This window comes from Hanstruepera sp. CR43, from assembly GCF_055227665.1.
Map to the genome: position 1 here is coordinate 609,426 of NZ_CP200078.1, position 15,738 is coordinate 625,163.

Genomic DNA, 15,738 nt, shown 5'->3' on the forward strand with positions numbered 1-15,738 from the left:
ATGCTACATAATCGATATGTTAAAAAAATGTTAAAATTAACCTTTTAACGATGTTTTTTGGTTTTTAACCGAATTTTTTGTACTATTGTCGATATCTTAACCGAAATAAAACAAATGTTATGACATTAAACTGTGTAGTAGTTGACGACTCAGCGATACAACGTCTCTCAATTGTAAAGTTAATTGAAAATCATCCTTCTCTTAATTTAATAGCTGAGTACAATAGTGCGTTGGAAACCAAAAACGGTCTGAATACCCACAAGGTAGATTTAATCTTCCTGGATATTGAGATGCCGGTTTTAAATGGTTTTGAATTGCTTGACGTCCTTAACAACAAACCCCAAATTATTTTTGTGACCGGTAAGACAGAATATGCCTTTAAAGCATTTAATTATGATGCTACGGACTATTTACACAAACCAATCACAAAAGAACGTTTTAACACAGCTGTTGAGAAAGCTGTAGAACAACACAAGCTCAAACTAGACTTTAACGAAACTGAAGGCGAACACATTTTTGTGAAGAGTAACCTGAAGAAGCGTAAGGTTTACATTAAAGACATCAAGTGGATTGAAGCCCTTGGTGATTATGTAAAACTTGTGACTGAAGAAACTAGTTTAGTGGTACTTTCAACCATGAAAGCTTTTGAAAACGAACTGCCAGAAGGCAAGTTCTTAAGAATTCACAAATCTTACATTGTGAATCTAGACAAAGTAGATAGATTTAATAGCAAGAACGTAGAAGTTGGTACTTACGAAATTCCTTTAAGTAGGAATAAGAAGACCCAACTAGTTGATGCCCTAAACAACATTTAGAAGCTATCGACATTTAATACTACTCTTACAGCCCTAAAATCTTTCACACTAGAGAAGCTATTGTTAATTTTAACAATGGCTTCTTTTGTTTTTGACAGCGATTGTTTTTTTGGGATTTTCACCAAGATATTTTTATGGTACTGATTTCGAATTCTTGAAACTGGAGGGAATTCTGGACCCAATACATGTTCTTTAAACAGCATTCGTAGAGATTTAGCAAACCAGTCGGCACCAGTATTGACTTTATTGTAATCCCGATGCTTTAAGGTTATTTTTATGAGCCTGTAAATGGGTGGATATTTAAAGTTGTGACGATCATCCATCTGCTCATGGTACATCCCTAAATAATTATTCGTTGAAACCTGTTGCAGAATGTTATGATAAGGATTATAAGTTTGAATAAGTACTTTTCCACGTTCTTTAGTTCGGCCAGCACGACCAGAAACTTGAATCAGCAATTGAAAACTGCGTTCATGAGCTCTAAAATCCGGGAAATTTAACATGTTATCAGCATTCATGACACCTACAAGCTTCACGTTTCTAAAATCGAGACCTTTTGTCAGCATTTGCGTGCCTACCAGCACGTCGATGTCTCCTTGCTGAAAAGCATCAATTAATTTTTCATAGCCATATTTTCCTCTTGTTGAATCCAAATCCATTCTTGCCACTTTGGCTTCAGGAAATAATGCACTTACCTCCTTCTCTACCTGTTCTGTTCCAAATCCTTTTGAATCCAGGGTATTTGAACCACAGGCTTCGCACGTTTTTATCATGACCGTGTTATATCCACAATAATGGCAACGTAACTGGTCTCGGTATTGATGATAAGTTAAACTGACATCGCAATTGGGACATTGTGGCGAATGTCCACAGGTCTGACACTCAACGATAGGTGAATAGCCGCGTCTGTTTTGAAACAAGATAATTTGATAACCCGCTTCCAAAGTTTCTGCCATTTCCGTAATCAACCGATCACTGAAATGTCCTTTCATGCGTTTACGTTTATGTTTATCCTTTAAATCTATCAATTCAATATCTGGCATTAACACATCATTATAACGCACATTGAGTTCCACCAATCCATATTTAGCTTGTTGGGCGTTATAAAAACTTTCCAGACTAGGAGTCGCAGAGCCTAAAAGTGTTTTTACCTTAAAAATACTAGCTAACATAATTGCTGTATCCCTGGCATGGTAACGAGGTGCTGGATCAAACTGTTTATAGGATTGTTCATGTTCCTCATCAACAATGACCAAACCAAGGTTTTGAAATGGCAATAATACAGCTGAACGCGCACCAATTACAATTTGTGCTTTTGAGGAATTATTCAAAACATGATTCCATACCTCAACCCGTTCATTAGACGAATATCGTGAATGATAAACAGCTACTGATTCTCCAAAATAATCCTGAAGCCTTTGAACCAATTGAGTCGTTAAGCCTATTTCTGGTAGTAAATACAAAGCTTGCTTATTTGTTTCCAAAATGGATTCAATAAGCTTCATATAAATCTCGGTTTTCCCCGAAGATGTTACGCCGTTTAATAATACAATATTTTGATTTTCAAAGTTTTGAAAAATATTATCTAAAGCTTCAGTTTGATAGTTGGTTAATGCGAATTGACTATTTTTTTTAGCTTCATTGGACTCTATCCGATCTGTTTGAAGATAGTATTCTTCCAATATTTCTTTATCTACTAACGATTTTATAATTGCCGAAGATGTGTTACTCTCCTGAATCAATTCAGATACTTTAATTGGCTTATGATCCTTTGCAGATAATGTAAAAAGTCGCATCACGACTTCTCGCTGTTTTGGTGCGCGAGACAATGTTTCTATAAGTGCTTGTAAATGCCCATCAGCGGCATACTGTTTATGCAACTTTACATATCTAACCAGTTTTGGTTTATACTTTTCATATACTTCTTCTTTGACCAAAATAATCTCTTTATCCATCAAGCGTTTAATAACAGGTAACGCATTCTTCTTATCGATTATACCAGTAATATCTTGGATTGTTAAAGACGTTTGATAATGTAGTGCTTCAAAAACCAAAAACTCATCATCTTTTAAGTCACTGTCATTAACTGTGGTGGCTGAATTTCTAAATATGATGGTCTCACTTTCTAAAATAAAGGCATTGGGTAAAGCGGCACGCATGACTTCACCTAAAGTACACATGTAATAATCTGAAATCCATTGCCATAGCTCAAATTGATACCTGGAAACTATGGGTGTTTCATCTAAAATTTGGTGGATTTCCTTGGCCTCATAAATTAATGGTTCTTGGTTATGAACAGAAAAAACGACAGCCGTATAAATTTTTGACTTACCAAAAGGTACCGATACGCGCATACCTGGCTTAATAAACTCTGCTTCTGCCCTAGTTATGGAATAGGTAAACAGGTTTGGCAATGGAATGGGCAGTATGACATCAATAAAATTCAACATGAATATCCCACCTTATAAACCTACATTTAATTTACGTAATCGATTCAAGGAAGCATTCAGTTCGTAACCCAATAAAAGTATATTTGAATTTAACCACAAGTAGAACAACAGGATCAATAAAGCCCCTATAGAGCCATACAACTCGTTATACTTGGAAAAGTTTTCTATATATATACCGAATAGATACGAGTTCAAAATAATCAACAACGTGGTAAACCAAGCACCTATGGAAAAGAATTTTGAATGTTTCCCTTCTTTAGTGCCAAAATAATAAAGTGTCGCTGTTGCGATGTAAACCATAACCACAAAAAAGACATATTTAGCAGCAATGATCCAGCCAAGCGTGTTTTCTTTATCAATGATACCATAACTTTCCAAATTGGTCATGATATAAATTTGAAAATATCCGAAAACAGCTACTGTTAACAGTAATAATATGGCTAAAATCAAGGCAACACCAAATGCGTATAAATATTGTTTGAAAAAATTCCGAGTTAATTGCTCATGATACGAGCTTTCAAAGCCTGAAAACACGGAGCTAATTCCATTGGCCATTAAAATCAGAGAGATAAAAAACACTGATGAAATCAATCCACCACGTTCCGTACTGTCGATATTCTCAAAAATATTGGTAGCAAAGAAATCGGATGTGCTTGGTGGTAAAAAAGAATCCAGAAACTTTAAAAACTCAATTTTAAAGTCATCTATGGGAATAAACGGAATCACTATGACGATAAATAGCAAAAACGGGAATAATGCGGTAAAAAAGCTAAAAGCAATAGCACTAGCACGTGTAGTCAATGCGCCTTTTATAATCCCTATAGCATATAACTCCAATAAATCATAAAGAGATAATCCTTCCAATGCTGGTAATTTGATTTTTTTAAGTAATCGAACCAATACATTGACAACTGGAATGGATTCTAATTTGTCCTCTATGGGTTTTGTCATTGTTAAACCGCTTTTAAACTCAAATCCATATTATAAACTGAATGGGTCAAGGCTCCTGACGAAATATAATCGACACCACATTCAGCATATTTTCTGATGGTTTTCTCGGTAATACCGCCAGAACTTTCAGTCAGACATTTGTTTCCAATTAATTCAACAGCCTTCCTAGTATCTTCGTAGTTAAAATTATCTATCAGAATTCTGTAAATACCATCTGACTGAAGGATTTCCTTAATTTCATCCAGATCCCTGGCTTCAACAATTATTTTTAAATCACGTTTCGTGTCCTTCAGGTATTGTTTGGTTTTATCAATGGCCTTGGTAATACCTCCAGCAAAATCAATATGATTATCCTTTAACATGATCATATCGTACAATGCAAATCGGTGATTTTCACCACCTCCTATTTTAACAGCCCATTTCTCCAAGGCACGGATTCCTGGTGTTGTTTTTCGGGTATCTAATATCTTCGTTTTAGTTCCTTCTAACAAATCAACAAATTGTTTGGTCTTAGTAGCAATGGCACTCATACGTTGCATGGCATTTAACACTAACCGTTCCGCTTTCAGAATAGACTGTGATGAGCCTGATACGTAAAAAACGATATCACCATACTCCACCATGGCACCATCTTCTATGACCGTTTCAACTTTTAACTCAGGGTCAACATAGTTAAAAACCATTTTAGCAAATGCTACACCAGCAATAACGCCTTTATCCTTAACCAACAGTTTTGCTTTTCCCGTTGCTGTTTCAGGGATACAAGCTAAAGAGCTATGATCACCATCTCCAACATCTTCTCGTATGGCATTAACAATAATACCTTCAATTTCCTTATCAAACTGTTCCTTACTTATCATAAACATTTGTTTACTGCTAAAATAGTAATTGCTTTTTGATTTTTTAAGCCAATGGTAACAAGATTGTCTGTTATTCGTCATAAATAAACCCACAGTCGTATGCGTGTCATTTCAAACCCTGTTGAATCCATCAGAAAAAAAACCATTTTCAAACTATTTACTTGATCCACCCGCATATTATTATCCTTGGCTTTTATACCATCAGGATTAAAAAAAGTATTGGGACAACGTTTTACACTACTTGGTACAGACAATCCTGTTGGATTTTTCTTTGAAGCCTTATATCAAACAGGTTTCTATTGGCAGTTTCTTGGATTGATGCAATTATTGGTCGCCTTACTGATCATAATTCCCAGAACCGCATTTTTGGGCGCTATAATCTATTTGCCCATAATTATCAACATCTTCATCATTGTCACATCAGTTGGCTTTAAGGGTATACCCTATATTGCTGGTTTAATGCTTTTAGCTAATATTTACCTTTTAATGTGGGATTATAAGAAACTGGAAGCTATCATGAATATTATTTTTTCAAATAAGCATCAATAGGTTTGTTTAACTTCAGGTTTTGAGTATTTTAGAATCAAAAACTAATAAAATTGAAATACTTTAAAATACTTCTTTTAGTAACGACCATTAGTGTTTATGCCCAAGAAAAAATTTATCTCGATGAAAATTTTAGGAACATAAGTAAACTTGAGTATAGCAATAAATGTAAAAAGAATATCTTTAAGTGTTTAGAATATAAATCTGATAGCTTATCCATTAATAAAATGTTATTTCGATATCGGTTTGGAAAAATAAGCGACACATCTTATCATCAAATCAGAAAATTATTAATTCGAGATTCAAAAACATCTATTGATTCCAATTCAATTATAATTGTCAAATATTATGATTCATTAATTAATTTCCAAAGTATCTACAGTAGGCATTTAAAACATATTGAACCAAAAACAGATTCTTTAGGAAATCAGATACCAATTCATAAACATGAATACAACATCGATATATACAATAAAAATAAATCTGATTTTATCAAGAATAGAAAAAAGTGTATCCAAAAATTTGAAAAATTAGAAAACGTTAGAGTTTTTCATATGTACCAACATGACGAAAATGTTGCTGATACATATGATGGCTTTAATTGGATAGATGATAAGGGCACATTTAAAAACACCTTTTTCCAAATTTTATTTAACTATTATGCTGTCTTAATAAAACCCAATGGCGATTATTTTTTGATTGGAGGTCATTTCACAGATAAAAACTTAAAAATCCTCATAAAAAAGGAAAACTGGGAGCCCTTTAAATCAGATTGGAAAAAAACATATTTTTCAAAACAAAGTAATGGCAAAGGCATGTTTAAAACATCTGACTCCTTTTATCATCCAAAACACTGTTTCTAAATGACCATCAAACTAATAGCCATAGGAAAAACTGACGATAAGGAACTAATAAAATTGATAGAAAATTATCAAAAACGGTTAAGTCATTATATTAACTTTGAATTTGATATTATCCCCGATTTAAAAAAGGCTAAAAACTTATCCGAACCTCAACAAAAACAAAAAGAAGGTGAATTCATACTCGGTAAACTCAATCAATCTGATGTCTTAATTTTATTGGATGAAAATGGCAAACAGCTTGACTCAATAGCTTTTTCACAATATCTGCAAAAGCACATGAATTCTGGAATCAAGCAATTAGTGTTTGTTATTGGTGGTCCTTACGGATTTTCAGAAGACGTTTACAGCAGAGCAAACGGAAAATTATCATTGTCCAAAATGACTTTTTCTCATCAAATGATTCGATTATTTGCCATAGAACAACTATATAGGGCCTTTACAATCTTACGCAATGAGCCCTATCATCATAGATAATAGTTTCCCAATTAGGATAAACTACTTGACATAGACGTAGCATCTATTCCGATATTGCTGAAAAAACCAATCATAAAAACAATCAGTTTTACTAGGGTGAAAACAGCAAATGCCAACAGAATTAATACTGATGCACTTTCAACACGACTTCTCATACTTTTGGATGGTTACTTTAAACTTTATAAGTTCTGATTGAGAACCGTAATTGACTGATGATGTGATTAATGTATAAAAAAATCATCAGTATTTAACCTTTTGTTAACAAATACTGATGATTCTTAATAAATCTGTAGGCAATTTCTGATTTATGTAAAAATTGTACTACTTATGAGCCGTAAATTGATGTTTGCGTTTTTTAAGTTGTGTTTCTAAATCCTTTATGGTCTCCTTAACGGCACTTTCATAGTTTTTTTCGTTTGAAGTGGCAAAAATACGTGGACCCGGTAAACTTAATTCTATATTACATATTTTTCCATTTCCTTTTGGGTCATGAATGACTTCAAAGTGAACCTGTGCGCTGATGACCCATTCATACTTTTTTCCTAATTTTTCCAATCGTTGTGTTACATAGGCATTCATTGCCTCGCTGGTCGCCATATTGACGTATTGAATGTTTATTGTCATAATTTCTATTTTTATATCCTAAAATTAATGTAAAGCATTTTCTTTATGAATGACATTTGTCATATTCAAAAAGAATTTATTTTCTTGTTATTCAAAAATGACTGTTTTTGAGTTTTCAAACCACGTTTGGTAAAATTCTTGATGAATTTTTTCAATGGCATTGCGTTTAACTTTCAAACTTGGTGTTGTTAGTCCGTTAGCGACATTCCAATCCTCTTTCATGACGACAACCTTTTCTATTTTTTCGTGCTTTTCAAGAGTTGGATTCATGGATTCGATTGTTTCTACCAAACTAGCCGTTAATTGCTCTTTGGATTTCATTTTTCCCAATTCCGATAAGGTGACTAGCGCAATTGGTTGTGGAATTCCAGTACCTACGATACATATTTGTTCGATATCAGTATTGGCCGACATGATGAGTTCCATATGTGATGGCGAAATATATTTTCCCTTATCGGTTTTAAACTGATCTTTAACACGTCCTGTTATCAATAAATAACCATCATGATCAAACTCGCCTTTATCACCTGTTTTTAAATAGCCTTCTTCATCAAATACTGCAGCAGTAGCTTCTGGTGATTTATAGTAGCCCAACATGAGGCAATCGTTTTTTACGCAAATTTCACCCTCCGGAGATAACTTGGCTTGAACACCAATAAGCGTTTTGCCTACCGTGCCTGTTTTACTGGCATTTGGTAAATTAAAATGAGACACACAACAATCCTCGGTCATGCCATAACCTTGCTGAATGGTTATACCCAACTTTTTATACCAATTCACCAAACTAGACGCAATTGGTGCCGCAGCTGATACAATAAAAACTGCTTCTTTTAGCCCCAATTTCTTTTTGAGTTTGCTTTTGACAATCGTATTGATAACTGGAATATTCAACAGGATATTCAATTTTTTTTGGGGCATGGAGTCCAATATTTTCTCTCTGAATTTTGTCCAAATTCGAGGTACAGCAAAGAATATATGTGGCTGGGTTTTCTCCAGATCTTTGGCAAAAGTATCCATCGTATCAAAAAATGAAATGGAAGCGCCTAAAAACACACCAGCATTAATCATCAAACGTTCAGCAACATGAGCTAGTGGTAAATATGAAAATAAACGCAAATTGTTAGGCAATTCAAAAACCTTTACCAAGGTTCTGGAACTCACCATAAAATTACTTACAGTATGCATGACGCCCTTTGGACTTCCCGTAGTTCCGGACGTATAGATGATTGTATGCAAGTCATCATGGTTGGGAATGTAAGTATCTTGCAAGGTTTTTTGTGATTCAATGATTTCTTCCCAACTATCACCCTGATCCACACCATAAGCAGCTACACTAATAATGGGAATGTCAGGAATCCCTGGTTTTTGAGCTTCAAAATCATCCAGTTTTCCGACAATAATAGCCTTGGAATCGCTGTGTTCCAAAATTTGCTTTATGGATGCATCATTGAGAGTTGGGTAAATGGGAATGGAAACATAACCACCCATCATAATCGCTAAATCGGCCATGATCCAATGCGCACAATTCTTTGACAGTAAAGCTACATGACTGCGATTTGGTAACTTATAAGCTTTTAACTGACTAGCTATTTTTCTGGCTTCAGCGCCAGCTTCTGCAAAGGTGTAGGTTTCCTCTTTTCCATCATGAGGCTGCTTTAAAAAAACATGATTAGGCGTTTTGGCTTCCCAATACAAGAAAGCCTCCAATGGTGAGTGAAAATCCGGCATACCAAGTTAGTTGAATTTCCTAAAGATACTAAAGTTTTGCCTCTTTTTATAATGGCATCCAAAGAATCAAACACAACTGCACAACAAACAAAATCATAAACGGCATGACCAAATACCCCATGATATCGCGAGATTGCAAATTGGTTCCCATACCCATCACAGGAACAATCAGCAGTAAGAAAAAAGGCTGTAATAAATTAGTTAACGATTCACCATAGGCTACTGCCAATGATGCCCTTGAAACCATAGTAGTAATTTCAGCTTCAGGCAGTCCTGTTCCTATTTCCTGAATGGCAGCTATTAAGCTCGGGCCAACAACGGCAAACTCACCGCCGGCTGAAGGAATAGCAAAATTCACCAACCCTCCCGTTATAAACGCATAAAAAGCATAGGTGTCTACGGTAGCCACTGAAGCCAGTGCCTTTGCCAAGTACTCACCTAATCCCGTGTAAAGCATTATTCCCATAATGCCCGCATAGAAAGGATATTGAAATAGTATCCCGGAAATATTCCGACTGGAGCGCTGCATGGCAATTCCATACCGTAAAGGCGTTTTATGCAAGAGCATGCCTAAAACAATAAAGGTAAAAATCATGATGTTGAAATTCAGTTCAACACCTTTCGTGTAAAAGTAATATCCGATATATATGACACCCATTAAAACAATTATGCCTTGTAAAATGAAGCTGTTATTAAACTTATCAGAATATGCTTTAAAAGGTAATTTCATACCGTTCGCTTCTTCTTCAATGCTTTTTTCCGACTGCAGTTTATTAAAATCACACAAGTCTTTTAGTTCCACGTTTTGTTTTAGCTTAGTTCCTACAAACATCATAAAAGCTGGCATAAGCAAGAAAAAGGATCCGATGATACTGAAATTCAAATATGAATTTAATGTCAGCGATGTTGGAATGGTATTCGACACGACGCCTGCTTCAATCAAATAGTTATTTTCAGAATTCAACAACAATGGAATGGTACTGGACAAACCAGTAACCCAGCCACACATTGACACATAAACACAGGCTATTAAAAAGGGGTAGTTAACGCCTTTCACCCGCAATGCTAATTCTCTAGCCAAAACTCCGGTGATAACGATCCAACCAAAACTCACCAAACTTAAGAGCAATCCAATAAATACCACAAAAAAATAGACTTGGCCTGGTGAATTAATGTATTTGGTCAATCTATCTATGAGTTTGCCAATAACTGGAGACAAGGCAATACTGAAACCGGTAACTAAAATTAAAATAATCTGCATGGCAAAAGCCAGTAAATCAAAAAAGCCTTCATACCATGAGGATATAATGGTGATAAACGAGGCATCAACCACAAAATAAGCTGCCAAAACCGAAACCAAAGTCAATACAATGGCAAATACAAAAGCATCTGGCATAAACTTTAAAAACAGGTAACTGAATTTTTCGCCTAATTTGGTTATCATAATTTTAATTGGTCAGTTTTAATAGTATGATTTAAATTTAATTATTTCTTCACTTTCAGTTTATAACCAATAGCAAACTTGGCCATGGAATGATTAAACAAATACTCATTTCCAAAATCTAAATTAGTAGCATAAATTCCGGTTCCGTAAATGAGGTTGATGTAATACCTTTTTATACTGTATCCCAAAGCAAAGGAAAAATCCAGTTTATAAAGCATGGGGTTTGAAGGTCGGTAACTACCATCATCCAATCTGACTTTCTTATTCATCAAAGCCACACCAGGCATCAAATTACATGTAGCAATAAAATTATCCGATATAACATATTGGGATAAAAAACCTCCCAGAATACCTACTGCTCTACCACTGTACTTTTCAATTTCAGCTTCCTCATTAAAGTACTGCACACCATTTTCGGTTAAAATATCACCATCAGCTCTAAACGTATCAAACATTGCAAATGTTCCAATACCTCCCGTAATCTGTAATTTACGATTTCGTTTTGGCATACCAGCTTTCAGTAAGGCTAAAGAAAATTCAATTTCGGAAAACGTATACAGATAATTAAATCCAGCAGTTGATGATTTTATATCATGCCTAAAAACATTAGGTTCATCAAAATTATTTCGGATGTTAAAACCTTTATAAGTCTGCAAATAAAAACTGATGTAGTTGTGCTTTCCTAATATCAAACTACCCTGTGCATCAAATCTGTCTGTGGTTTCCTTTTTACCAGATTTTATATTAAAGGCAATATCTATAAGTAATTTACTATTGGCTACTCCAAACCCAACGCCAAATCTGTTGTTGGGAATATAACGAGAGCGATTACCATCGTTTAAAATTCGAAATTGCTTGACTTTATAATTGGAAAACAATCTAGCCGAATAATTACTTAAATCATGATCAATAAATAAGGAATCAATGATCTTAAAAAGGTTTAAAGAATCCCGCTTTTGTTCTATTTGGGACTGTGCCGATACTGATACAAACAAAAAGGCAACAAGAACTAGAAATCTCTGAATCATATCATATTAAACAACTAAATTTACCGTGATTTATTTCACAAATAATCGTTTGAAGCTAAAATTACATTAATTCAACAAATATGCAACTTGTTTTCGCTACCAATAATCTCAACAAACTCCAAGAGGTCCAAAAATTAATACCAAACCATATCACACTTTTAAGTCTTAAGGACATTGGTTGTTTTGAGGATATCCCTGAAACGCAATCTACCATAGAAGGCAATGCTGTTCAAAAAGCGCAATATGTTAAGGACCAATATGGCTATGATTGTTTTGCAGATGATACTGGTTTGGAAGTTGAAGCTCTTAATGGTGAACCAGGTGTATTTTCAGCACGCTATGCAGGCGCAAAACGTGATGCTAATGATAATATGGATTTATTATTGACAAATCTAACCGATAAATCCAATAGAAATGCCCAGTTTAAAACGATTATAGCTTTGCACCTCCATGGTCAGCTACATACATTTACAGGTATTTGTAAAGGTGACATTACTTCTAAAAAAAAGGGAACTGATGGTTTTGGCTACGACCCTATTTTCAAACCTGATGGTTTTAACCAAACATTTGCTGAAATGACTCTGGAGCAAAAAAACGAAATTGGCCATCGTGGTAAAGCAGTCCTGAAATTGGTGGATTTCTTAAATGGTATATAATTTATGCCGAAGAACCCAAACTTTACACCAATTGTAAAAATTAATACTATATTTAGGCAACCTAAAACATTCTATCATGAAATACTCTAAAATACTAACAGTACTTATCTGTATAACAACCTTATCACTTTATAATTGCAAAAACAAAGCCGAAACAACCGAAGAAACATCCAAAGAAGCCGAATTACAGCCCTTACGCGTCTTTGATGCGCAAAACCAACAAAAAACCAACACTGCTCAAAACACATCAGGTGTTTATCATTATACCTGTAGTAATGGTTGTGCTGGTGGTGCCGCAGCAGCTGGAAATTGTGCAACTTGTGGCAACACCTTAAGTCACAATCAGGCTTATCATGCCAATACCAATACTACAACACCAACGACGCCAACAACCACACCAACCACTCAAACCACTCAAACTGGTGGTCAAAATGCAGCTGGCGTATGGCATTATACCTGTAGCAACGGTTGTGCAGGCGGTGGCGCATCTGCTGGGAATTGTGCTTCTTGCGGCAATGCGTTAGCCCATAATACGGCTTATCATAATTAAAAAGACTTCAATTTTTAAAATATTTAAATAACTGATTTTTAAATGGTTTTGAGAGTTTTAGTATTGTTTTTCATGCTGACTGCTTTCTCAAGTAAGTCGAATTATGATTTTGACTATCGTATTGAATATGAAAGGGAGTCTTTCAAATCGAATTCAGTTAGAAATGTGAACTATTATGTTAATAGTAAAACCAATGATTACTATTTGTCTATTTGGAAGAATTCAGACAATAAATTTCGAATTGTACTTCCGTGATCAGGACACGCTTACCGCTCAAGGAATTACGAATGTAGACTATATAAATCCAAGCACCATAATTTTGCCTAATGAGTATATAAAACAATTTAAAAGTAACTCATGGGATTCTAAAAATTATAAGCTTGAAAAATTAGAAGACACCCTAATTAATAATAAAAAGTACAATAGAGTTATTTTTAAAACAACAAAGACTAGAAAGAAAAATAAGTATGGCTATCATATTTATGTCATTGATACTACTTTACATACCAAGCCTTTGTTGACAGATCCATTTATATTGAATGTTTGGAGAAGATTAAATATACATATACCTGATGGATTAATAATAGAAAAACAAGTTTTCAATAAAAACGGAGAGTTAGTTTTCACTGAAAAAATGAAAAGTATAAACCGAGTGAATTTTGAATTAATAGTCCAATAAACAAAAGTTCTATATCTCATTATTCATTTTTTTATTTCAAGCTATGTTAAAGATATTTAACATCTAATTAATTTAGGAATGACATCTCAAATAAAAGTGTATCTTTGCCGACTGAAATACAGCGTTTTGTATTTCGTATTCCTCAGGGTGAGGATGTGTTACCAAGAAGTTTCAGGTTAAGTATGTCGATTCGCTTCTGTTGTAACACCTTATAACATAATCGAATACTTACATTTAAGAATGAACACATTCCAAGATTTAGGTCTTAACCAAGACCTAATACAAGCTATTAATGACATGGGTTTTGTAACCCCTAGTGATGTCCAGGCTCAAGCCATCCCTATTTTATTGAATCAAGACACCGATTTGGTGGCCTTGGCACAAACTGGAACTGGTAAAACAGCTGCCTTTGGTTTCCCTATGTTGCAAAAAATCCAGATGGATAGCCGCACCACTCAAGGCTTAATCCTATCGCCTACACGTGAGCTTTGCTTACAAATCACCAATGAACTCAAGCAATACGGCAAACATTGTAAAGGCTTACATGTGGTGGCTATTTATGGTGGTGCGAGTATTACCGAGCAAGCCAAAGAGGTTAAAAAAGGAGCGCAAATTATTGTAGCCACACCTGGTCGTATGAAAGATATGATTAGCCGCCGTTTGGTAGATATCTCTAAAATTGAATATTCAGTTTTAGATGAAGCCGATGAAATGCTGAATATGGGATTCTATGAAGATATTACCGATATCTTATCGCATACACCGCAAGAAAAAAACACCTGGTTGTTTTCGGCTACCATGCCTAAAGAAGTGGCAACCATTGCTAAAAAATTCATGTATCAACCTGTTGAAATAACGGTTGGTACTAAAAACGTGGGTAGTGATCAGGTTTCTCACGAATACTATTTGGTGAATGCCAGAGATCGCTATTTAGCGTTGAAACGTTTAGCGGATGCCAACCCTGATATCTTCTCGGTTATTTTCTGTCGCACCAAACGCGACACACAAAAAGTTGCCGAAAAACTCATTGAAGATGGCTATAGTGCTGGTGCTTTGCATGGCGATTTGAGTCAGAACCAACGTGATCTGGTAATGAAAGCATTCCGTAACAAGCAAATCCAAATGCTTGTGGCTACTGATGTGGCTGCTCGTGGTATTGATGTTGATGATATCACACACGTAATCAATTACCAATTACCAGACGAAATAGAAACTTACACCCACCGTAGCGGTCGTACAGGTCGTGCTGGAAAAACAGGTGTTTCTATGGTTATTGTGTCTAAAAGTGAAGTGCGAAAAATTAAAAGTATTGAGCGCATCATTAAAAAGGACTTTGTAAAAAAGGATATTCCAGATGGCATGGAAATTTGCGAAGTGCAATTGATGTCATTGGCAAATAAAATCCACAACACCGAAGTAAACCATGAAATTGATAAATATTTAGATAGTATCAATCAACTATTTGAAGATACAAGTAAAGACGAATTGATTAAGAAATTCTTTTCGGTTGAGTTCACACGTTTCTTCAATTACTATCAAAAATCACATGACTTAAACATTTCAGGTGATGTATCAGGTGACCGACCAGGAGATTCTGGTGACAATACCAGATACTTTATAAATGTCGGTAAAAAAGATGGGTATGATTGGATGAAACTGAAAGACTTCTTGAAAGAAATTTTAGAGTTGGGTCGCGATGATGTCTTTAAGGTCGATGTTAAGGACAGTTTCTCGTTCTTTACAACCGAAAGTAAATTACAGGACAAAGTTTTAGCCTTTTTTACCGATTTTAAACATAACGGCCGCTTCGTCAATGTGGAAGTCAGTGAAGACAAAGGCAAAAGCACCAGTCGCGGTAAAAGACGTCGTGATGGTGGTAAGCGCAGACGCGATGACAAACCAAGAGGTGAAAGACGATCAAGTTCTAAAAATGATTCAGGGAACAGACGCAGTCGTAGAAGTTCTGAAGGCGGATCTAAATCCAGACGTTCTGAAACCAGAACGTCCTCGGGTTCATCCAGACCAAGACGTTCCAGAAGATAGATTTCAAAAAAAAGCCAAGTTTAAAAC

Annotated in this window: 15 protein-coding genes; 8 read left to right on the plus strand and 7 right to left on the minus strand. The window is 35.1% G+C overall.

Annotated features, from left to right (window positions below):
* Window positions 1–119: 119 nt before the first annotated feature.
* Entirely contained in the window at window positions 120–815 is a 696-nt protein-coding gene (locus tag ACKXGU_RS02570) for a LytR/AlgR family response regulator transcription factor (RefSeq protein WP_463466512.1), read from the plus strand.
* On the opposite strand, the gene priA is transcribed toward ACKXGU_RS02570, so the two are convergent.
* The 3 genes from priA to nadC are packed head-to-tail and all read right to left on the minus strand — an operon-like array spanning window position 812 to window position 5,076.
* Complete coding sequence (gene priA, locus ACKXGU_RS02575; protein ID WP_463466513.1) at window positions 812–3,265, minus strand: replication restart helicase PriA; 2,454 nt, start codon at window positions 3,263–3,265, stop codon at window positions 812–814. The two genes, ACKXGU_RS02570 and priA, sit on opposite strands and share 4 nt — an antisense overlap.
* A 12-nt stretch (window positions 3,266–3,277) precedes the next feature.
* Complete coding sequence (locus ACKXGU_RS02580) at window positions 3,278–4,216, minus strand: YihY/virulence factor BrkB family protein (RefSeq protein WP_463466514.1); 939 nt, start codon at window positions 4,214–4,216, stop codon at window positions 3,278–3,280.
* 2 nt (window positions 4,217–4,218) lie between these two features.
* Window positions 4,219–5,076: a carboxylating nicotinate-nucleotide diphosphorylase gene (gene nadC, locus ACKXGU_RS02585; protein ID WP_463466515.1), complete on the minus strand. Its 858-nt coding sequence runs from the start codon at window positions 5,074–5,076 to the stop codon at window positions 4,219–4,221.
* A 186-nt stretch (window positions 5,077–5,262) separates the two neighbouring features.
* Here nadC and ACKXGU_RS02590 point away from each other — a divergent pair, with 186 nt between their 5' ends.
* Genes ACKXGU_RS02590 through rlmH form a run of 3 tightly spaced genes read left to right on the plus strand, consistent with a single transcriptional unit; the run spans window position 5,263 to window position 6,959 of the window.
* Complete coding sequence (locus tag ACKXGU_RS02590; protein WP_463466516.1) at window positions 5,263–5,625, plus strand: hypothetical protein; 363 nt, start codon at window positions 5,263–5,265, stop codon at window positions 5,623–5,625.
* Window positions 5,626–5,675: 50 nt separating this feature from the next.
* Complete coding sequence (locus ACKXGU_RS02595) at window positions 5,676–6,485, plus strand: hypothetical protein (RefSeq protein WP_463466517.1); 810 nt, start codon at window positions 5,676–5,678, stop codon at window positions 6,483–6,485.
* Window positions 6,486–6,959: a 23S rRNA (pseudouridine(1915)-N(3))-methyltransferase RlmH gene (gene rlmH, locus ACKXGU_RS02600; RefSeq protein ID WP_463466518.1), complete on the plus strand. Its 474-nt coding sequence runs from the start codon at window positions 6,486–6,488 to the stop codon at window positions 6,957–6,959.
* A 321-nt stretch (window positions 6,960–7,280) separates the two neighbouring features.
* Here the strand turns inward: rlmH and hpf are convergent, their stop codons facing one another.
* The 4 genes from hpf to ACKXGU_RS02620 all read right to left on the minus strand — a co-directional run bounded on the left by hpf (window position 7,281) and on the right by ACKXGU_RS02620 (window position 11,783).
* Window positions 7,281–7,583: a ribosome hibernation-promoting factor, HPF/YfiA family gene (gene hpf / locus ACKXGU_RS02605; RefSeq protein ID WP_103052643.1), complete on the minus strand. Its 303-nt coding sequence runs from the start codon at window positions 7,581–7,583 to the stop codon at window positions 7,281–7,283.
* An 87-nt stretch (window positions 7,584–7,670) separates the two neighbouring features.
* Entirely contained in the window at window positions 7,671–9,311 is a 1,641-nt protein-coding gene (locus ACKXGU_RS02610) for an AMP-binding protein (protein WP_463466519.1), read from the minus strand.
* A 46-nt stretch (window positions 9,312–9,357) separates the two neighbouring features.
* A complete protein-coding gene (locus tag ACKXGU_RS02615) occupies window positions 9,358–10,755 on the minus strand; it encodes a short-chain fatty acid transporter (protein ID WP_463466520.1) in 1,398 nt (465 codons plus the stop codon).
* Between the two features lie 41 nt (window positions 10,756–10,796).
* Window positions 10,797–11,783, minus strand: a complete 987-nt coding sequence (locus ACKXGU_RS02620) for a DUF4421 family protein (RefSeq protein WP_463466521.1) — start codon at window positions 11,781–11,783, stop codon at window positions 10,797–10,799.
* An 80-nt stretch (window positions 11,784–11,863) separates the two neighbouring features.
* Between ACKXGU_RS02620 and ACKXGU_RS02625 the strand changes: the two genes are divergently transcribed.
* The 4 genes from ACKXGU_RS02625 to ACKXGU_RS02640 all read left to right on the plus strand — a co-directional run bounded on the left by ACKXGU_RS02625 (window position 11,864) and on the right by ACKXGU_RS02640 (window position 15,711).
* On the plus strand, window positions 11,864–12,439 hold the full coding sequence (locus ACKXGU_RS02625; protein ID WP_463466522.1) for a non-canonical purine NTP diphosphatase: 576 nt from the start codon (window positions 11,864–11,866) through the stop codon (window positions 12,437–12,439).
* 76 nt (window positions 12,440–12,515) lie between these two features.
* Entirely contained in the window at window positions 12,516–12,989 is a 474-nt protein-coding gene (locus ACKXGU_RS02630; RefSeq protein WP_463466523.1) for a hypothetical protein, read from the plus strand.
* A gap of 175 nt (window positions 12,990–13,164) precedes the next feature.
* Entirely contained in the window at window positions 13,165–13,668 is a 504-nt protein-coding gene (locus ACKXGU_RS02635; RefSeq protein ID WP_463466524.1) for a hypothetical protein, read from the plus strand.
* Window positions 13,669–13,908: 240 nt separating this feature from the next.
* Entirely contained in the window at window positions 13,909–15,711 is a 1,803-nt protein-coding gene (locus ACKXGU_RS02640; RefSeq protein WP_463466525.1) for a DEAD/DEAH box helicase, read from the plus strand.
* Window positions 15,712–15,738: the final 27 nt, after the last annotated feature.